Genomic DNA, 21,511 nt, shown 5'->3' on the forward strand with positions numbered 1-21,511 from the left:
TCCCTCAAATCCGTGTTCAATCCTGTTCTATCAATACAAAACCCAAGTATCCTTAGAACCTCCGCCTTGCGAAGAATTTACCACCAATGAACCTTTTCGCAGTGCCACACGAGTTAAGCCTCCAGGAATTACCTCAACGCCATTTCCGTAGAGAATGTAGGGACGTAAATCCACGTGACGACCTTCGGCGTGGTCATCAATTAAACAAGGAACTCTCGAAAGTGAAATGGTTGGTTGAGCAATATAATTTCGTGGATTTGCTTTGATTCTTGCCTTGAAAATTTCCTGTTCTTCCTTCGTTGATTTTGGACCAATCAACATCCCATAACCGCCCGCTTCATTAGCTTCTTTAACTACCAATTTTTCAATATTTTCCAATACATATTTACAATCGTCCTCTTCTCCGCAGATATACGTTTCTACATTTGGAAGGATGGCATCTTCACCCAAATAATATTTTATAATTTTAGGGACGTAAGCATAAATCACTTTATCATCCGCTACACCCGTTCCTGGAGCATTTGCCAAGGCAATTCTTCCTTTTTTATAGACATCGAAAATGCCCGGAATCCCAATCATTGAACGTGGATTAAAGACAGTTGGGTCGAGAAAAGTATCATCAATTCTTCGGTAAATCGTATCCACAATTTGGAATCCTTTGGTAGTACGCATTTTTACGTAACCATTATGCACCACTAGATCACGAGTATCCACCAATTCTACACCCATTTGTTGAGCCAAATAAGAATGCTCAAAATAGGCAGAATTGTAAATACCGGGCGTTAACACACACACCGTTGGATTGGGTCTGCCTGAGATATGTTGCAACATTTGAAGCAATTTATTCGGATAATCAGAAATAGATTGTACACGAGTTTTACCCAAAACTTCTGGAAAAGTTCGCTTCAACAATTCCCTATTTTCGAGCATATACGATACCCCCGATGGACAACGAAGATTATCTTCCAAAACCATAAATTTACCATCATCACCCCGAATCAAATCCGTACCTGTGATGTGGATATAAATGCCTTTGGGTGGACGAATACCTATACACGGACGAAGAAAATCTTTAGAAGTTTCAATTAATTCACGGGGAACAATGCCATCATTTAATATATGTTGATCATGGTAAATATCATCCAAAAACATATTTAAGGCCGTAATCCGTTGAATTAACCCTTTTTCTGTCTTTTTCCAGTCTTCGGCTTCAATAACCCTCGGAATAATATCTACGGGCATAATTCGTTCAGTACCTTCGTTTTCAGCGTACACATTAAAGGTAATTCCCATGGCCATCAATGAGCGTTCGGCTGCTTGGTGGCGGCGGACAAATTCCTCAATTTTGAGTTGTTCGGTACGTTCTTTAAATGCCTCATAGCCCAAACGGACCTTGCCATTTTCATCAAACATTTCATCGAAGAATCCTTCGGTTTGGTAGTTATCGTAACTGAAATTCATAGGTTTTAAATTTACTTGTTTCTCTAATTTAGTAGATTTGTAGTATTTTACAAAATTTAATGTTTTAGATACGTTTATTTTACCTAAAATGAGTTGAAATACTTAGCCTAATATCCTAAACTATTTTATGCAAAACCCAACAAAATGCGCTCAACAAATCAAGCAAAAAGCCCAAGAAATAGGCTTTGATTTTTGTGGTATTTCAAAGGCGGGATTCTTAGAAGAAGAAGCGCCAAGATTAGAAAATTGGCTTAGAAACAATCAGCAAGGCAAGATGCAATACATGGAAAATCATTTCGATAAACGTCTCGACCCTCGACTTTTAGTGGACGATGCAAAATCGGTGGTTTCCTTACTTTTCAATTATTATCCAGCTCATAAGTTACCCGAAGGCCAAGAAGATATTAAGATTTCAAAATATGCCTACGGAACCGATTATCACTTTGTGGTAAAAGAAAAGCTGAAAGAATTATTGAGTTTTATTCATCAAGAAATTGGTGAAGTTGGCGGTAGAGCTTTCGTAGATTCTGCCCCTGTAATGGATAAAGTTTGGGCGAAAAAAGCAGGTTTAGGTTGGATTGGTAAGCACTCAAATCTTATCAACAAACAGCAAGGAAGTTTCTTTTTTATTGCCGAATTAATCATTGATTTAGAATTGGAATACGACCATGAAATAAAAGATTATTGTGGCACTTGTACTCGTTGCATAGATGCTTGTCCGACGGATGCCATCGTTGAACCTTTTGTGGTGGATGGGTCCAAATGTATTAGCTATTTTACAATTGAATTAAAAGAAAATATTCCCGTGGATGTTAGTGGACAATTCAAAAACTGGGCTTTTGGTTGTGATATTTGCCAAGATGTTTGTCCATGGAATCGTTTTTCAAAACCTCATAAAGAGCCACAATTTCAGCTAAATCCTGATTTACAGACCTTTACGAACAACGATTGGGAAGAAATCACAGAAGAAGTTTTCAAAGAAATATTCAAAAGGTCTCCTTTGAAACGGACGAAATTTGAAGGTTTAAAACGGAATATTACCTTTTTGAAATAACGTTTTGAACCCAGATTTCAAGTTTATTTCAACCTTGCGCAAGGTTACTTATGCTGGATTCAAATCACAAATACCCCTATATTCCTGTCTGCAATCCTGTTAAACTCGATGTATATTTTAGCATTGAATTCAAACCGTGTTGAATAGACTTTGCGGTGGCAATACTATTAATTGAAACAGTGTGATTATTTGAAATAATTACGACATCACCTGCGTAAGGTTTACGTCCAACATCCCAAGTTGTGTTATCCTCCCAATTTCCAGTTTTTATGCTCGTAATTATCCCGCCCGTTCTGGCACCTTGAAATTCGAAAGCTCCCATATCAACTCGTCCATTACCAAAAATGCGGTTATAAAGTTCTATGTCTTTTTCATTGAATGTGACCGATAGACTATTGCCAGCATCAATCATGGTTGAAACGGGCGTTAAATGAAAATCACCCCCAGTTGAAATATTGGAACTTACTGGCAATGAACTTATAAAAATAGGGTCAATATTGGCATTCCCAATCCCTGAATAAGAACCCGATATGTTACTGTAATTCACTATGGCCTGACCGTCATTGAAGGGTGTTGAATACCCCCAGATGATACAATTTTGAAATACTGAGGGACTATTTACGCCATTATATACGGCAAGCGTACTTCCACCCGAACCCACGATGGTGCAGTTAATTACCGATGGAATGGTTGAATTATTATAAAAAGCCTCCCCATTCCCTTTATTTCCTGAAATTTGAGAACTCCTTACCACTATATTACTTGCCTGTTGTGTATATATTGCCCCACCAATACTGGCAGTATTAGCAATTATTTTACAGCTTTTTATAGCAGCAATACTTCCATTTGCACAGAATACGCCACCTCCTACTTTGGCAGCATTCAATTTTATAGTACAATTTACCAAGGTGGGATTCGCTCCATTTTTAATGACGACTCCTCCACCGGTATTATCAGTAGCAGTTGAAGTCGGGCTGTAAGGAACATCAATTTCACTAATATTGGTAAAGTTAGCATTTCCACCCACGATTATAAATCCATCTAAGAATGTATTTATATCTGAGGCATCAAAAGTAACTACATGATAAGTATTGTCAGTTGTTGTGGATAAATTACCAATTTCACCACTCAAAACGGATGAATTCGCCGAGGCAATTCTTTGCGTTAATACACTTTCACTCCCAGTAAAACCGCCTAAAACTTTAACACCAGAAGGAATTATGAAGGACGTGGTTCTGCTGGTTCCACTGGTAGGCTTATAAGTCCCTTTGGCAACCCAAACTTCAATTCCACTCGTGGCAGAAGTTAAGCCAGTAGTTAGATTTCCGTAGGCAGTTGCCCATGCGTTGCCGTCTTGTGTTGTGGAAGCAACTTTGGAACTATCAACGAATATCCTTTTAATTACAGACAAGGAAATATCAGTACTTTTTAGTGAACTGCAAGTGAGCAAATTAACAACTTGTTCACATTTTGCATAGTAATTTTTTGTAATGGATGGTGAAAACGGGATGGTAATCAGATTATTTTGACTTGATTCGTACCATTTTAAGGAAAAACCCGAGCCACTACAACCCACTGCTTGCAATGAAATAGAGTTTCCTAAATAGACACTTTGGTTCGCAACCGTTGGAGTAGGAATGAGAGGATTCACCGCCACGATCACTCTAAACCGTGTGCTACGACAGTTAGTAGTGCCGCCAGATTCACAACTGACATAATAATTGGTTGTTGTGATCAAACTTGCTGTTGTGAAATTACCCGAAGCCAAGATTATCTCACTGGTAGCATCGCCGTACCACTTTACCGTTCCAGTCACACAAGTTGCCGTTAAAGATGCAGTTGTATTATAACAAATGGATAAGCCATTTGCCGTGGGAGTAGAAGGAATGTCATTAACGATAATGGTCACTTTTGTTCTACTATTACAAATTAACCCACTATTATCTGTTACTTTACAAGCAACATAAAAGTCGGTATTTGCCGTCAATATCGGAGCATTGTAATCTCCGTTGGCCAAAACCGTTGTGCTTGTGTTGCTACTGAACCATTGTACTGTACCCGTTGTGCAGTTTGCTGTTAGAACAATTGATGAACCCGAACATATCGTTTTATTCTCACTCGTTGCAATCGGAGGAACAATTACCGTTACAGAAACCAATACTCGGTTACTATTACACTCCGAGTTGGTAATATTACAACTTGCGTAATAATTGGTACTTGCAGTGAGAATAGGCGTTCCATAGTTGTTAATTCCGAGGCGGGTAGTGTCCATTGCATTGCCGTACCAAGTGATTATTCCAGTGGCACAACTTCCAATCAGTGTAGTGTTATTGCCAGTACAAATACTTTGGTTACTCACCGTAGGATTAGTCGGTTGAATACTAACACTTACGGTCAATTTAACTCTACTACTAACACACTTTGGGGATGTACCAACTTCACAGGCAACGTAATAATCTGTGTTAACGTTGATATTTCCCGTTGTGAAAGCATTGATTCCCAAAGCATTGGTACTTGCTGTGCTATTATACCAAGTTGCCACACCCGTGTTACAAATGGCGGTAAGTACTGTACTGGTGTTTTTACAAATCTCTTTATTGGCAACTACTTGAATGATTGGATTTGAAGTTATCGAAACGGAAGCATTAGTAACGCCAGTTACAGGACATACATTCGTCATGCCAACTGAGTAGCTATCGTTACCTTTGGCATTAACAATATTATAACTATTTTTATTCCCAATACTTAGACCTGCATTTGTTCCAACCAATAATTTACCGTTGCCGTCCATTCCCATCGTCCTTACCCGATTATCACCCAAACCATTGTTAGTGGTGTAGTTTGTGAATGTACTTCCTCCGTCAATTGACATACTTACTCCACCACCGTATGTACCCGCAAAAATTCTGTTATCGGCACTCACCAAGACATTATAAACGTAATCGTCCCCCAAACCATTAGCTGCTGCTGTAAAATTATCAAAATGAACTCCTCCATCGTATGAAATACTCAATCCATAAGCAGTAGCCACAAAAATCTTTCCTGTATTATTGACATAAATACTAAAAACGTTTCCATCACCTAATCCATTACTTGTATTGTAAGTAGTGAAATTATTCCCCCCGTTATTTGAAATACTAATACCACCAGAACTTGTTCCTGCGTAGATTTTGCCGTCATTTCCAATAAAAATACATCGTATTATATTGGTAGCCAAGCCATTATTAGTATTCTTGTTATTAAAGCTATTTCCTCCATCATTCGAAATACTCAATCCACCTGCCGTTGCCACGTATATATTGCCAAGGGCATCAACCGCAATTCCCAGAGTATTATTACTGGCTAATCCATTTGATGTATTTTTAGAAGTAAATGTATTACCCCCATCGGCTGAGATATTGATTCCGTCAAATGCTGTTGCCACGTATATCACCCCTAAACTTGACACTGCCACTCCCTTGATACTATTACTACTCGAATTACCATTCGTAATTTTGTTGGTAAAAGTATTACCTCCATCTTTTGAAATGCCTAATCCCTTCGTTGTACCAGCATAAATAGTGTTATCACTGGTCACGGTAACACTATTGACCAAGTTATTTCCCAGCCCGTCCGCCGTGGATTTATTGATGAAGAATGGTAGAGCTACGTTATTTTTATACCATTCATAAAGGGGTGTACTTCCTCCGTTGGTCGGCAATGCTGTTAATAGTTGGGTGGTTCCTTCACAAATATTGGTGGGTGAAATACTAACGGTGGCAGTGGAAGTAACATTTGCACCACGATTTGAACTTTTAAAATTAAAACGCTCCACAATGTTCAACATTCGGTCTCCAATCAACTTGAATCCGCTTGCATTCCAATGTTTATCATCTACCAAACTGGCATCTCCCGTTTCAACCGAAAAAGTGTTGGGTAACTCATTGCATATTTCATCAATGACTCCATTATACCCGCTATATTGAGACATAAATTTGGTGATGACAATCATCGTATTGGCACCAAGCTCATTTCTGAGGTTTTGAAAATGTTTTTTAGTATTGGCTTTCCACGAACTACTCGAAACGCCTGCTAACAAGTCATTAATGCCTTGCGAATATAAAATGACGGTCTTATAACTTACAGCAGTATTGGCTAAAAGTTGTCTGGCAACTTGTGTACGAGTAACTAATGTTTTATAATATACCCCCGAACTATCCCAATCCGTAATTAAACTTTTGCCTTGCCCCGCCTTAATTAAATAAGCAACTTTACTATAAAATGGTTGTTTTATTCTGTTCGCAAGGGCTACTTCCAAACCATGGGTTGTTCCATTTATCAGCGTAAAATGGTCTAATAAATTATTCATACCTACTTTTAAGCTCTCGAATTGAAAAGAATCATTGTTGAAAATTTTCAAAGAATCTCTCGTCCCTAATTCTAACGGGCTCAGATCAGTATTTAGGGCTCTTCCTCCAGCATTACTTTCACCCCCCAGAATGAACAGAACATTATCTGAACTACACGGAACTACACTCACCAAAGACTCTGGCAGATACGGAGCTGAAACCTTAAAACTTTTATTTGTACTACCATTACAAGATATTCCGTCCAACTTAAAAGAGTAAGTACCTTCGGCAATATTTCCTGTACTGAGGGTCATGATATTGCTGATCACCGAAAAATTGGAGCTATTAACAACTGTCGAACCTTGAAGAACAGTCCATTTACCAGATGAGAAATTATTAGAATTAACTTCAAACGTTAATGAGCCTTTGTTAAATGTCGTTGAAATTATGTAAAAAGGGGTAATACCATTGTCACAACTAACGCCCGAAGGAGGAGGTGCGGGTGTGCTGTTCACTGTGAAATCTTTAGAAGCACTACCCGAGCAACTAACACCATCGATTATTAGTTGGTAAGTTCCCGCAGATAAAGTACCAACATTTAAGTTAATAGTGTTTGATGATGGATTGAAAGTACCCTGATTGGTTACAGTTGATGATTTCACAATTCTCCAGTTACCATTACTTAAATTGGATGCATTAAAAACGAAGGTAACCTCCCCATTATTATAACTAACAGAAGCGATTCCAAACGGCGATGAGCTATTGTCACAACTGGGCAATAACCCCTTCATCTCAAAGCGTTCATCGTTAAACGCCTTATCCAAGTTTAATGAGTGAGGCTTTAAATTGAAAACGTTATCTGACCAAAAGGATCTTTCATTAATTTTTGTTATGAATGGAAGTGGATACACCGTTCCTGTCAAATTAAAATCATCATTTCTCTTTTTTGCAAATACGGTGATTGTAAAAAAACAGGAAGTATAAATTAACAGCGTAAGGGATACTCTAATGAGTAATTTTATCTTTTCAAGAAGCAAGGAAAGTTGATTTATCAGCATTATTGTATATCTTATATAATATTATTGATTGCTATATTTTTATTTTTTAAAGCATTAAAGCTCTAAAAAATACTTAATAGTATAAGAAATGGTTCAGTAATATATTGATATGCTAAGCATCTATGTAAACGATACCAATCTTAATGTAGTATAACAAATAATTTCAAATATTTTTATTTGTTGTTTATATAAAAAAATGAAATGGAAAAAGATAGAAAAAGCGGGAGAATAAGGAGGAGAAACACGAGAGTAGGGTTAAATTTTTATTCAAGCAATGTACTATATAAGCAGAGAATATATTAGCAAAATCAACTATTCTCTCTATTAAGTATGTTAATTACTTTATTGAATTCCCATTCCTTAAAGTTAAACGAGACCATTTATTATTTGACAAAAAAGATATTTCAGACAGTAAATACCTTCTACCAAATTATTTATAATAAGTAGGAGGTACTGAGGTTTAGACATATAGTCAATTAATGCTGGTTACATACAGAAATCAAAAAGCCTTATTCAATTTAATGAATAAAGCTTTTTGAAGTCATTTCAAAATTAACTCGCAGGTAAAGCCTCCTCGGCTTCTTTATTAGCTTTCTCTAAATCTGCCGCTTTTCTATCTTCGTTACGGGTAAATTCTTGATAAGTTGTCAATTGTTCAAAAGGTCTTGGACCAATCAAACGCTCTAAATCACTTTGAAAAAGAACCTCTTTTACCAATAATTCCTGAGCCAAAATTTCCAATTTATCTTGTTTATCACTCAATAAAGCCCTTGTACGCTCATACGCTGAAGCAATAATTTTACGAGCTTCTTCATCAATTTCACGAGCAGTTTGTTCTGAATATGGTTTATTAAAATTATATCCATCACCCCCTTTCGAATCATAAAACGAAACGTTCCCCAATTTGTCATTCATCCCGTAAACCGTTACCATACTGTAAGCCAATTTGGTAATTCGTTCTAAGTCATTTTGAGCGCCCGTTGAAATTTTTCCGAAAATAATATCTTCCGAAACTCTTCCACCCAAGGTTACACACATTTCGTCAATTAATTGTTCGGTACGATACAAAAATTGTTCTTTTGGCAGATACTGAGCGTAACCCAGAGCGGCAATACCACGTGGTACAATCGTTACTTTCACCAATGGATTTGCATGTTCCAAGAACCAACCAGCCACTGCGTGACCCGCTTCGTGGTAGGCAACAATTTTCTTTTCTTCTGGTGAAATCAATTTATTTTTCTTCTCCAAACCACCAATTACTCTATCCATTGCCTCTTGAAAATCGTGCATATCAACGGCGGTCTTATTACGACGTGCCGCAATCAAAGCCGCTTCATTACAAACGTTAGCAATTTCAGCACCCGCAAAACCTGGGGTTTGAGCCGCCAATTCTTTTGGGTCAATATCAGCGGCTAATTTCAAAGGTTTTAGGTGTACTTTGAAAATCGCTTCACGACCAATAATATCTGGTTTATCAACCGAAATAGTTCTATCGAAACGTCCTGGACGCAATAAAGCTGGATCTAAAACATCTGGACGGTTGGTTGCTGCCATGATAATAATTCCAGAATCTGTTCCGAAACCATCCATTTCAACTAACAATGAGTTCAGAGTATTCTCACGCTCATCGTTTGAACCTGGCATTGCACCACGTCCACGAGAACGACCTACGGCATCAATTTCGTCAATAAAAATAATACACGGTGCTTTTTCTTTGGCTTGTTTAAACAAATCACGCACACGAGCCGCACCAACACCTACGAACATTTCCACAAAATCAGAACCTGATAATGAGAAGAACGGAACACCCGCTTCGCCCGCAACAGCTCTTGCCAAAAGGGTTTTACCCGTTCCTGGAGGGCCTACTAATAAAGCTCCTTTCGGAATTTTACCTCCTAAATCCGTAAATTTCTTTGGTTGTTTCAAAAATTCAACGATTTCCTCGATTTCTTCTTTGGCTTCGTCAAGTCCTGCAACGTCCTTGAAAGTGGTTTTCACCTTTGCATCACCATCAAACAAAGTTGCCTTTGAACGACCAATATTAAAAATTTGTCCACCCGGGCCACCTGCTCCACCCATGCGGAAAAACATAAAATAAATGGCTACGAAAAACAAGATAAAAAATCCTGGTCCCATCAAGAATTCTAAAATGCCGTAACGCTCTTCTGCGGTAGGGGTCACACGTTCTGGACGTGGAATATCTTTCTGTAATTCATTCAACTCTCTCACAAAATCATCCGACGAGATAATTTCTTTCTCGAAATGTGGGCCTGCATTCTGATTCACAACCGCATTTGGTTGCTCGCTTAACTCTTGACGGTACTTATCCAAAAAATCTTTTTTAAGGGTAATCTCTACAACCTCTTTTCCTTTCAGAATGGCCAGTTTAGAAACTTCTTTATCCAAAATCATTTGTTCATACTTTGCTTGATCGACCTTTGGGAGGACATGAGTCTTGCTCAAAAAGTAAATGCTAATCAAAGCAATCACCAATCCTATTACTAACCAACCTTGAAAACCATTACCAGGGGTAGTCGAACGACGTTTCGGAAAGCCCTGTGGTTTGTTATCTTCACTATTATTTTCTGCCATTTTTATATAAGTAATTTTTGAGGTGTTAGGTTTTGTATAATTTGAAAATAAATTAATCTAAAAAAAATATTTTCAAATTAACGCATTTTCAAACTGTTTTAGATTGCCTCAAATCTGTTTCTAATTAAAACGTACTGATTAATAATTTTGTTTCCTACCTTGTTTTTTCATGAGGAATGGTAAGATTGAATTTTAAGTGGAAATTTTAAATGATGAGTTATGAATGATAAACGATGAATATTTTTTTTCATATTGAAAATGTTAAATAACACTAAAATAACCTCATTTAAAGGACTTATTTGCTCAAAATTTTACTCCCAATCAGAGTTACTCTTCTTCAATGTAAGTAAATTCCGCATCTCCCCACAATTCTTCTAATTTATAAAATTCACGACGGTCTTTTTTGAAAACGTGAACAATTACATCGTAGTAATCGACCAGAATCCATTCACGATTTGCTTTTCCTTCGGTGCTACGTGGATGGTTGCGAGTTGCTTCCCAAACTTCCTTATCAACAGATTCTGCAATTGCCTCAACTTGCGTGTCGGACGTACCAGATGCCACCACAAAATAATCCGTGAAAGCATTTTTAACATTTCTCATGTCCATCACCACAATATTGGTTGCCTTTCTTTCCTGCATACCCTTCACCACCAATTGGCTAAGTTCTTCTGAACTAATATCTCTTTTTGTTTTTACTTCTGTCATTTAATTAATTATGAATCAAGAATTTTTAAAATGATGCTCTAAAAATTTAATTTTTGTATTCTCACCTAATATTAGCAATGATATTTCTAATATTGCAGTAATATAAAGATAAAATTTCGGACTATAAAATTACACAATAACCTTGTACAATATTCAACCCAATACACTATTTACTGGCAAATTGATAAAATATCTGCCAAGCTGTCATTCAACTAACGATATTGCGGTTCAAATGATTCAGTCAGAGAACATGGTTTTTGAAGGAACGGTCATAATTACCGATAATCAAACGGCTGGTCGAGGGCAAAGAGGCAACACTTGGGAAGCAAGTACGGGAGAAAATTTAACATTTTCGCTCATACTTAAACCAAATTTCTTGAAAGCCAGTGACCAATTCCAACTAAACGTGGCAGTTTCGATGGGTGTTTTTGATTTTTTAGGTGAATTTATTGATGAAAATCTCTCTGTAAAATGGTCGAATGATATTTATTACGGAGATAAAAAAATGGGCGGTATTTTGATTGAAAATTCTTTGCAAGGCTATCAAATTGGGCATTCAATTATCGGAATCGGACTGAATATTAATCAAGTAAAATTTACTAATTTACGAGCAACTTCTCTACGAAATATTACCCAAAATCCATTAAAATATGACCTATCTGAGATGTTGAAAAAGCTGTTAGAAAACGTTGAAAAAAATTACCTAAAAATCAAGAATAATGAATACAAATTCTTGAAAATCAAATATTTATCTAATTTATTTAGGTTTCAAGAATATCATTATTACCGAAGCAATGGACAGCAATTTTCAGGGCAAATTGTAGGGATTGATGAGACTGGAAAGTTAGGCATTGAAACGGATGGAAATGTAATTTATTTTGATTTTAAAGAGGTGGAATTTGTAATATAATTTCGTTAAAATCAATTATATTTTTAGATAATGATAATGTAAAGGTAAAGTCACCTTTTTCAAGTTCTGGAAAATTTTCGGCGTAAGAATTTCCAAATATTCATTAGTCAGTATTTTCTAAAAATTCTTTTTCGTACTCCGATAATGAATCTATTGTTCCAAAACACAAGACAGCAAATCGTGAAAACGTTGTTTGTGCATTGGAATAGAGGTTCTGGGATGTTAAAATGTCATCATTTTCTGCCAATTTCAACGTATGACAATTTATCATTGGAGTTTATTATTACTCTCCCTTCACCACATCGAAAAAATAAAAAAATGGCAAAGCTACTTCGTAACAAGTACATAATTCTGTGATAAAATGTTTTGAGGTAACCACTTCATCACTAAAATTTTTACTAACGATGTACTGTTTCAATTTCAATAATTCAATATTCGGATTATCAGCATCGTAGCCTTTGGGTGGGCGTACTAATGCATCGCCAGAGAGTTTGCCAAATAAATCTACAAATGGTTTTTTGTTGAGTATACTATTGAATTCGGAACCATTGTAGTCAATTTCTTGCCTAACTTTGCTTAATAAATCGGGTTCTGGTTGCCAGATTCCACCCCCCATAAAACTCTCGCCAGGTTGAATGTGCAAGTAAAAAGGGCATTTTTTATAATCAGGAGCTCTTTCTATCAATGAGCTGATATTATTTTTATAGGGGCTTTTATCTTTCGAGAAACGAATATCACGGTAAATTCGGGAAGCATATTTCTTCAAATCTTTTTCATGAATCGGTTCAATTTTCCTGATTTCTACCAACAATTCTTCCATAAAACTAAGATAATTTGCTTTTGCCACTTCGTATCGAGGTTTATTTTGTTCAAACCAAGGCTTGTTATTGTTTTCTTTTATTTCCTTAAAAAAGTTTAAGGTCGATTGTTGTATCATGATTTTAGGATTTTACTTTGTTACTTCCACCATCCACATTAAAGAATAAGCTGTTGAAAAATATTGTTTTGAGTTTATTACTTTCAGGCCCACTTTCGTAAAATAGTTTGCGTATTCATGCGTAGGAATCCACTCGCCAATAAACGCTCGTCCGCTGGGTTTCAGCACCCTCGCAATTTCTAAACAGGCTTTTTCTTGTCCATCTTTTTCATCAATATTATGAATACAAAACATAGAAAGCACAACGTCTATTGAGTCATTGGCAAAACTCAGGTTTCGAGCATCTTCATTTTTGATTTCTACTTTATCGCTCACACCCTCTAAAACTGCATTTTGGTAGGCATTTTCGATTGAATTATCAGAAAGGTCTTCGGCTCGCCAAATATCAATGCCGTAAGATTTACCCGTTTTCAAGTATTTCGCAGCCCCAATCATGTACAATCCAAGCCCAGTGCCGATGTCTAAAACGGTTTCATCGCCTTTCCAAATAATTTTAGAAAGGATAAAATCTCGCATCATAAACTTTCCTTTGATGCCATAAATGTACATCGAAGTGCCAAGAATGAGTAGTATTAGTCCCGCAAAAATTAACAAATAACTGCTGTACTTCAAGATAAAATTAACGTTAAAATTAAAAATCCTGATAAAGTAGCTATTGCTCCAAAATGAGCATATTTCGCATGATATTTGGGGCATCGAAGCCGTAGTTTGTTTGGTTCATCTTATTTTGTGAGGTAAAGCATTAGGCCAATAACTTGAAGTTTTTGAAATCGCCAATAACTGAAAATGGCTATAGTGAGTTGCCCAACAAAGATGCAAACTTTCCTTAAAAAGAAAAAACGCCAGTAAAAAATTACCAGCGTTTGAATGAGTTATGCAAAATCTAAGGTTTCTTAAAAGCGAGCGCCGCAAACGAATCAAAACTCTGAAAGAAAAAATATCCAATTGTCAGCACCAAAGTACTAATCAACAGGACACGAAGAACAGTTTGTAACTTCATGATTTTGTATTTTTTATTGGTTAGGACGAAAATATTGCATTTTTATTGCACTTTTTTCATAACAAATGTAACGATAATACGGAAAATTTAATAACTTATGGTAATTTATTTTTGTTGAGACAAAGATACAATTTCAATCGTCATTTTATAATCTGATAATCAATACATAACCATGATTGCAGCATTTAAAACACCCGTCGAAAATTTCTTTCATTGGGAAAATACCACGCCCGATAATCTTTATCTCAGTCAGCCCATTGGCAACGAAAATAAGCAATATTCTTTTAAAGAAACGGGCAATCAAGCCCGTAGAATGGCATCAGCTTTGATAGCGTTGAATTTGCCCGAAAAAAGTCATATCGGCATTGTCTCTAAAAATTGTGCTCATTGGATAATTTCTGACTTAGCAATTGCGATGGCAGGACATATCTCTGTGCCTTTTTATGCCACTTTAGTTGCCGACCAAATTAATCAGGTATTGGTTCATTCAGCATGTAAAGTACTATTTGTGGGAAAGTTAGATTCTTGGAAAACAATGAAAGACGGCATTCCTCAAAGTGTGAAATGTATTGCCTATCCAAGTTTTTATGAAGGTTGTCCCGCCGCTGAAATGGATGAATGGGACAATATTATTAGCGGTCACGAACCTTTGCAAGAGAATATAAATCCTAAAGACAAAGACCTTTTTACCATTATTTATACTTCAGGCACAACGGGCATTCCCAAAGGCGTGATGCTCACGAATGAATCAGCGATTTCTGCGCTTCATCATACGCAAAAAGAAGTTTCTTTGGATACTGAAAATGCTCGTTTCTTCTCCTATTTACCACTTTGTCACATTGCCGAAAGAAATATTGTCGAATCGGCAAGTTTGGCTACTGGCGGAACGGTTTTCTTCGCCGACACGCTCGAAAGTTTTCAGAGAAATCTACAAGAAGCCATGCCAACGCATTTTTTGGCAGTGCCAAGAATTTGGACGAAATTTCAACAAGGGATTTTGGCAAAAATGCCCCAAAATAAATTAGATTTATTATTAAAAATTCCTTTCGTGAAAGCCGCAGTAAAAAGTAAAATCCAGAAAGGATTAGGACTATCCGAGGCAAAAGTGATTCTGACGGGTGCGGCTCCAATGCCACCCAGTTTATTGGATTGGTATAAAAAATTAGGCATTACGATAAGAGAAGCCTATGGAATGTCGGAAAATGTGGGTGCACATTCGATGATGCCCGCTGACGCCGTGAAAAGTGGGACAGTGGGAAAACCCTACCCAAAAGTGGAAACTCGAATCCATCCAGAAACGGGTGAAATTCAGATGAAATCTCCTTGGAATACGATTGGATATTACAAAGAACCCATTTTGACCGAAGCACTTTTACAGGAGGGTTGGCTTTGTACGGGTGATATGGGCGAAATTGATTCGGAAGGATATTTGAAAATTACGGGTCGGGTAAAAGATATGTTCAAATCTGGAAAAGGGGAATATATTGTGCCTTCGCCCATTGAAAATATGCTGTCGGTCAATCCCATTATTGAGCAAGTTTGTGTAGCAGGAGCAGGTTTGCCCCAACCCGTAGCGTTGATTGTCCTTTCGGATATTGGTAAAAATATGGAAAGACAATTATTGATTGAAAGTTTGGAAACGACGTTGAAAAGGGTAAATCCAAGTTTTAAAAACTATGAAGCCATCAAAAATGCAATCGTCGTAAAAGGTGGTTGGACAGTTGAAAATAATATGCTCACGCCAACCATGAAAATCAAGCGAAATATCGTGGAAGCGCACTATAAAGCACAAATGGAACAGTGGGGGGAATTAGATGAAGCAGTAATTTTCGAATAGAGTAGCATATTTAGCGAACAATCCCTGATAGAAAAGTACAATTCTATCAGGGATTTTTTGGTATTTTGTAATCTAATTTTAGGCATATTCAATTATAAATTTGACGTTTCCCGCTTTATAATTCAAAAATCATTAATCTCCTTTTTCCCATGCAATTATCGAAAAAATTACGCTTTGGAATTCCTGCAACGCTCCTCGGAATCGCCTTATTTTCAATGGCTTATCAAAATACTTCCACCAGCCGTTTTATCAATCATTACGTTGATTCGTTGATGACGGAAGCCCAAAAACGTTTACCCGAAAATTCGTTGGTAGGCATTAAAATGGCAGAGGGTTTAGTAGTAAAAACTTTCGCCACTGAACCCATGCTGATGAATCCGACTGATATTGAAGTGGATGCTCGTGGGCGGGTTTGGGTATTGGAAGCCTATAATTATCGCCCTGCCATTAACGGAAATCCAACTAAAAAAGAAGGAGACAGAATTGTGATTTTGGAAGATAAAGACGGCGACGGAAAAGCGGATGAAAGCAAAATTTTCTATCAAGATAAATCGCTGAATGCACCTTTGGGAATTGCCGTTTTGGGGAACGTTGTCATCGTTTCGCAAAGTCCTTACGTGTGGAAATTAACCGATACAGATGGCGACGATAAAGCAGATAAAAAAGAAATTCTATTTCAAGGCATGGAAGGTGAACAACACGACCACGGAATGCACGCTTTTGTGTTTGGTCCCGATGGGAAACTGTATTTCAACTTCGGAAATGAGGGAAGACAACTGAAAGATGCCCAAGGAAATATTGTAAAAGACCAATTTGGCAAAGAAATTTCGCCTAAAAATTATCAAGAAGGCATGGTTTTCCGCTGTAATTTGGACGGTTCGGAAGTGGAATGTCTGGGCAATGATTTTAGAAATAATTATGAAGTAGCCGTTGATTCTTACGGTACAATGTGGCAGTCGGATAATGATGATGATGGGAATAAAGGCGTGAGAATTAATTACGTGATGGAATACGGAAGTTTTGGCTATAAAGACGAAATTTCGCACGCTTCTTGGAACGTAAATCGTACCAATATTGAATCAGAAATTCCTTTACGTCATTGGCATTTGAATGACCCCGGCACGATGCCAAACTTGCTACAAACGGGTTCTGGTTCACCTACGGGCATGATTGTGTACGAAGGGTCGCTTTTGCCAAAAACTTTCCAAGGTCAAATGATTCACTGCGAACCTGGGCATAATGTGGTTCGCTCCTACCCCGTTCAGAAAGCTGGTGCGGGCTATTCGGCCGAGATTGTGAACATCATGAAACAAGAAAATGACCAATGGTTTCGTCCTGCCGATGTGTGCGTTGCGCCCGATGGTTCGTTAATTGTGGCGGATTGGTACGACCCAGGCGTGGGCGGACACCAAGCAGGCGACCAAGTGCGTGGACGTATTTATAGAATTGCGCCCGAAAATACGCCTTACAAAGTACCCACCATGGATTTATCAACGCCTGAGGGGGCGGTTGCTTCTTTGCAAAGTCCCAATTTGGCAACTCGATATTTGGCTTGGGAAGCTTTACAGAAATTTAGCAAAACGGCTGAAAATGAGTTAGTTAAATTATACAATTCAGAAAATCCACGGATGAAAGCACGAGCTTTTTGGGCTTTGAGTAAATTAATTGACGGTAAAAAATATACAGAATTAGCTTTAGGAGATGCAAATCCAGACATTAAAATGGCAGGAATTAGAGCGGCTCGTCAGTTGAAATTGGACGTGATTTCTTATCTAAAACCGCTTGTGAATAGTCCAGACCCACAAATTCGCCGTGAATGTGCCATTGCTTTACACGGAAATAAATCAGCCGAAGCGGCTGAACTTTGGGCAACTTTAGCCACGCAACACGATGGGAAAGACCGTTGGTATTTGGAGGCTTTGGGCATTGGTGCTTCCGAAAATTGGGATGCTTGTTTTGCCGCTTATCTCAAAAAAGTAGCTGACCCAACGCAAACCTTGTCAAGTAGAGACATTGTGTGGCGAGCCAGAACCAACGAATCCGTAGAGTTTTTGGCAAGATTAGCGACTGATTCAAAAACGGATTTGAAAGACCGTTTAAGGTATTTCAGAGCCTTTGATTTTAACAAGGGCAAATCAAAATCTGAAATACTTTTGGCAATGCTGAAAGGCAATTCTGCCGAACAAAATCAAATTAATCAATTGGCTTTGAGTTCATTAGATGTTGATTTTGTGAAAACTTCGCCCGTGGCAAAAGCGGCTCTCAAAAACTTAATGCTTAATTTACAAGGAAAACCGTATCTGGAATTGCAGGATAAATATTTGATGCCCGAAGAAAACCCAAGGCTTTTATCCATGGTTTCAGCGGGACAAAATATCAGAGAATCATCCGAAATTCTCATCAAATCGAATGAAGGTTTGGCTTTGGTGAAACAAGTGATAAATAATCCAAAACAAGAGGCGTTGGCGATTAAATTAATGGAAGGCATTCGTGGAAATGGTAGTAAAACGTCCTTGGATTTGTTGCAATCGGTGATGTTTGATAAAACTAAATCAATGCCAATGCGTAGAGAAGCCACACGGTTTTTGGGTGGAAGTATGAGCGGTGAGGATTTTGTTTTGACTTATTTAAAAGAAGGCAAAATTCAGAAAAACTTCATTCCTGTGGCGGTGGACGGGGTTAGCCGAGCTTGGAGGCGAAATGTGAGAACGGAAGCGACTAAATATTTAGGAAACGTTACGAACAGCACCAAAAGTAAATTACCACCTATATCCGAGTTAGTTGCCATGAATGGCGATGCCAAAAAAGGCGTTGAAATATTTGCCGCCAACTGTTCAGTTTGCCACCAAGTGAACGGAGAAGGCATGGATTTTGGTCCAAAACTGTCTGAAATCGGCTCGAAATTAGGGAAAGATGGGCAGTATTTAGCCATCATGTATCCCGATGCGGGCATTGGTTTTGGCTATGAAGGTTGGGAATTGAAAATGAAAGACGGCTCAGTATTAAACGGCATTATTTCTTCAAAAACCGAAACCGATTTAGTGCTTAAAATGCCAGGAGGAATTGTTCAAAATCTTAAAACCAGTGCAGTAAAATCCATGAAAATGATGCCAAATTCAATGATGCCAACGGGTTTGATGGATGGTATGAGTAAAGAAGAAGCGGTGAATTTGGTGGAATATTTGGCTGGGTTGAAGCGGAGGTAATTTTGTATTTTTGGGTAAATGAAAACGGATTTCAAGGCTCTTTTTTGAGGTTGAAATCCGTTTTTTGTTTTTCCGTGCTAAGGGACGGGGTGGTTCTATCGACAAAGGAAGGAAACACCTTTTGCAAATTTGTTCAGTAGCAAATGTTTACAATTTAGAATTAATATTTAAACCACCCATATATCACTACTATACATGAAATGACCCAATTGAAAAAGAGAATAAAGTTTATCACGATAAGCGTATTTAATAAAGGTATGTTGTGTTCAAATATCCATGCAATAATTGCCGAGAAAAGGAAGAAACCGTACAGACATATATTCGAAAATTTGAAATATTTATTAATTGTTTCCATGATTTTTCTTTTTTTTTAAAATCCTCTCTGGTAATCATTTCAATTTTTTCTTCTCTGATGATTTTGTATCCGAGGCGAGTATCTCCACTCGACAATTGTCGACAGCAAAAACCATAAGGTTAAATACTTGATTATCAATAATATAGTAATAAAAAAACAGTAGTCCGCTGTGCTGCTACCAGTTGTCGAGTGGGGACACTCGCCACGGATAAAACACTCGGATAACAAATGGAATTTTAGAAAGTATTAACACCAAAATTCAACTTGCTAAGAAAAGGGCAAGAGGATTCATAAAGATTAAGAATCTAATCAATATGATTTATTTTATTACGGGTAAACTCAAATTTGACGACCCACGGTATTCAACATAGACCCATTATAACTACCCAAAAACTTCACAAAGCATCACGTTTTTTCATTCATTTACTAAAAAAATCGTGTGATTTCAGTTATTCACGTATTTTCACATAATTTTGGGTTATATTTTATCTAAAACCACCAATTTTAACTTTGAAAATTTTCCTCCGTCTTCTGCTTTTTTCTCTGCTATTGCCCAACTACTCATGGGCGGTCAATCTTATTTGGGCAGATTATCCCGATGGAAGACTTTATAAAATTGATTTATCCAATCAGTCGCTATTTATGGAAACTTCGCCCAATGTTTGGGTTAATCTGGGAAAGGTCACTGCAATAAATATTAATGAAAATGATTTTCCACCTGTGGTTCGGGTGAATAGTTTTGAGAGTAATTCAGATAAGCAGTCAAGGACGTTTTTGATAGATTGTACGAATCAAGCCTATCGTTTTAGTTTTAAGACCAGAGTGTTGGAACGAATTGATAAGACGTATTATCGTGGGTATAATTGCTTGGCAACTAAATTTATGCGAAAAGATACCCTCTTCAGTTTTGGAGGATATGGCTTTTGGCAAACAACCAATATTCAAACCTTTTTTAAAAATTCCACGAATGAATGGGAGAGTTATTCACCGCAAAATGATGCTCCAAAAGCAATCAATGATGGATTGAATGGCTATATTCCTCAAAAAGACGTTTTCTTCTCTGCCTTCAATACTTTTCATAGTGATTCTGAAAATCAAGGAAAGCCACAAATTGATTATGGCGTTTATGTTTTTTCTTTTAAGGATAAAACTTGGCAAAAAGAAGGAGAAATTGATGCTTCAAAATTTAAAGAATTTGGGCTTGATAAAACGAGACCTTTCACATTATGGACAGGAAAGTATTTTTTGATTAAATATTACGATGTTCCACAAGGGAAAATCCGTCTTGCTGACCCAATCAATAATGAATTATATACATGGACGGACACTAAAAAACTATTCGACAATAAAGTGGAAGACCCTGAGCATGAAATGCTCAGATTTTACTGTTGGCATGACACCTTGTATTTTTATAACTACACTGATAATAAAAATAAAGAAATTAGAAAAATCAGGTTATCAATTAATCAGATTAAGCGAGAATCGGTATCAGTAAGCAATTTTTATGAAACTGGCATGAATTTGAATATGATTTTAATGCTTTCGATGGGCGGTATTCTACTAATTATTGGCGGAATTTATATCTTGAAAAATAGAAAAAAAGACACCCGTAGCACAGAAAATGTGGCAGTCAGTCCATTCAATTCACAAGAACGTATTGTTCTAAAAGCGTTAATTGAACATTATGAAAACGGTGGTCTTGAAAATCAGGAAATACATGAATTGTTAAGAATAACCCATAAAACATCCGAAAATCAGCGAAAAATAAAAAATGAATTTATCAGATCACTCAATGCCAAATTAATGGTTATTTACGGTATTAACGAAAGCGTTATCCGTACTCCCACGGATTTAGATAAACGCTTTTTTAGGCATGAGTTAAACAAAGAAGCGTTCGATATTTTGAAAGGGGATTTTTTGTAGCTGAAGTGAAAGTATTAAGAGCAAACTGACTGTAACTCACTTTTTATACCTACTTACAGCCACTTTGCTAAGAAATTACGTCAAAAATCCATGACACAACCGAAAGATTAATCCATGATTCGGTTGAAATGGACGCTCTTTT

At 37.2% G+C, this 21,511-nt stretch carries 11 protein-coding genes and 1 pseudogene; 6 read left to right on the forward strand and 6 right to left on the reverse strand.

Going from position 1 to position 21,511, the window contains the following annotated elements; translation table 11 throughout:
• Nucleotides 1-30: 30 nt before the first annotated feature.
• The gene (locus tag AC1W31_RS06710) at nt 31-1,461 is read right to left on the reverse strand and encodes a circularly permuted type 2 ATP-grasp protein (RefSeq protein WP_481733647.1); all 1,431 of its coding nucleotides are present in this window, start codon (nt 1,459-1,461) and stop codon (nt 31-33) included.
• A 127-nt stretch (nt 1,462-1,588) separates the two neighbouring features.
• On the opposite strand from AC1W31_RS06710, the gene queG reads away from it, so the two are divergent.
• Nucleotides 1,589-2,515 (forward strand): tRNA epoxyqueuosine(34) reductase QueG, encoded by a 927-nt coding sequence (queG, locus tag AC1W31_RS06715; protein WP_481733648.1) that lies wholly within the window; start codon nt 1,589-1,591, stop codon nt 2,513-2,515.
• Between the two features lie 76 nt (nt 2,516-2,591).
• On the opposite strand, the gene AC1W31_RS06720 is transcribed toward queG, so the two are convergent.
• From AC1W31_RS06720 to rsfS, 3 genes are all read right to left on the reverse strand, one after another.
• Entirely contained in the window at nt 2,592-7,667 is a 5,076-nt protein-coding gene (locus AC1W31_RS06720; RefSeq protein ID WP_481733649.1) for an Ig-like domain-containing protein, read from the reverse strand.
• A gap of 786 nt (nt 7,668-8,453) precedes the next feature.
• Nucleotides 8,454-10,493 (reverse strand): ATP-dependent zinc metalloprotease FtsH, encoded by a 2,040-nt coding sequence (ftsH, locus tag AC1W31_RS06725; protein ID WP_481733650.1) that lies wholly within the window; start codon nt 10,491-10,493, stop codon nt 8,454-8,456.
• A gap of 327 nt (nt 10,494-10,820) precedes the next feature.
• Entirely contained in the window at nt 10,821-11,201 is a 381-nt protein-coding gene (gene rsfS / locus AC1W31_RS06730) for a ribosome silencing factor (RefSeq protein ID WP_481733651.1), read from the reverse strand.
• A gap of 142 nt (nt 11,202-11,343) precedes the next feature.
• Here rsfS and AC1W31_RS06735 point away from each other — a divergent pair, with 142 nt between their 5' ends.
• A complete protein-coding gene (locus AC1W31_RS06735; RefSeq protein WP_481733652.1) occupies nt 11,344-12,111 on the forward strand; it encodes a biotin--[acetyl-CoA-carboxylase] ligase in 768 nt (255 codons plus the stop codon).
• A gap of 283 nt (nt 12,112-12,394) precedes the next feature.
• On the opposite strand, the gene AC1W31_RS06740 is transcribed toward AC1W31_RS06735, so the two are convergent.
• Both AC1W31_RS06740 and AC1W31_RS06745 read right to left on the reverse strand, forming a co-directional pair.
• Entirely contained in the window at nt 12,395-13,048 is a 654-nt protein-coding gene (locus AC1W31_RS06740) for a DUF2461 domain-containing protein (protein ID WP_481733653.1), read from the reverse strand.
• 12 nt (nt 13,049-13,060) lie between these two features.
• On the reverse strand, nt 13,061-13,744 hold the full coding sequence (locus AC1W31_RS06745; RefSeq protein WP_481733654.1) for a class I SAM-dependent methyltransferase: 684 nt from the start codon (nt 13,742-13,744) through the stop codon (nt 13,061-13,063).
• A gap of 476 nt (nt 13,745-14,220) precedes the next feature.
• On the opposite strand from AC1W31_RS06745, the gene AC1W31_RS06750 reads away from it, so the two are divergent.
• From AC1W31_RS06750 to AC1W31_RS06765, 4 genes and pseudogenes are all read left to right on the forward strand, one after another.
• On the forward strand, nt 14,221-15,885 hold the full coding sequence (locus tag AC1W31_RS06750; protein WP_481733655.1) for an AMP-binding protein: 1,665 nt from the start codon (nt 14,221-14,223) through the stop codon (nt 15,883-15,885).
• Nucleotides 15,886-16,034: 149 nt separating this feature from the next.
• Nucleotides 16,035-19,091: a PVC-type heme-binding CxxCH protein gene (locus tag AC1W31_RS06755; protein ID WP_481733656.1), complete on the forward strand. Its 3,057-nt coding sequence runs from the start codon at nt 16,035-16,037 to the stop codon at nt 19,089-19,091.
• A gap of 570 nt (nt 19,092-19,661) precedes the next feature.
• A pseudogene (locus AC1W31_RS06760) lies at nt 19,662-19,817 on the forward strand (transposase); the annotation flags it as partial.
• A gap of 139 nt (nt 19,818-19,956) precedes the next feature.
• On the forward strand, nt 19,957-21,369 hold the full coding sequence (locus AC1W31_RS06765) for a hypothetical protein (protein ID WP_481733657.1): 1,413 nt from the start codon (nt 19,957-19,959) through the stop codon (nt 21,367-21,369).
• The last annotated feature ends 142 nt before the right edge of the window (nt 21,370-21,511 follow it).

This window comes from Arcicella sp. (assembly GCF_964672035.1).

Excerpts from the sequence above, each read along its gene's own strand:
- AC1W31_RS06710 (WP_481733647.1), bottom strand. The coding sequence starts at position 1,461 with ATGAATTTCAGTTACGATAACTACCAAACCGAAGGATTCTTCGATGAA.
- queG (WP_481733648.1), top strand. The coding sequence starts at position 1,589 with ATGCAAAACCCAACAAAATGCGCTCAACAAATCAAGCAAAAAGCCCAA.
- ftsH (WP_481733650.1), bottom strand. The coding sequence starts at position 10,493 with ATGGCAGAAAATAATAGTGAAGATAACAAACCACAGGGCTTTCCGAAA.
- rsfS (WP_481733651.1), bottom strand. The coding sequence starts at position 11,201 with ATGACAGAAGTAAAAACAAAAAGAGATATTAGTTCAGAAGAACTTAGC.
- AC1W31_RS06740 (WP_481733653.1), bottom strand. The coding sequence starts at position 13,048 with ATGATACAACAATCGACCTTAAACTTTTTTAAGGAAATAAAAGAAAAC.
- AC1W31_RS06745 (WP_481733654.1), bottom strand. The coding sequence starts at position 13,744 with ATGCCCCAAATATCATGCGAAATATGCTCATTTTGGAGCAATAGCTAC.
- AC1W31_RS06750 (WP_481733655.1), top strand. The coding sequence starts at position 14,221 with ATGATTGCAGCATTTAAAACACCCGTCGAAAATTTCTTTCATTGGGAA.
- AC1W31_RS06755 (WP_481733656.1), top strand. The coding sequence starts at position 16,035 with ATGCAATTATCGAAAAAATTACGCTTTGGAATTCCTGCAACGCTCCTC.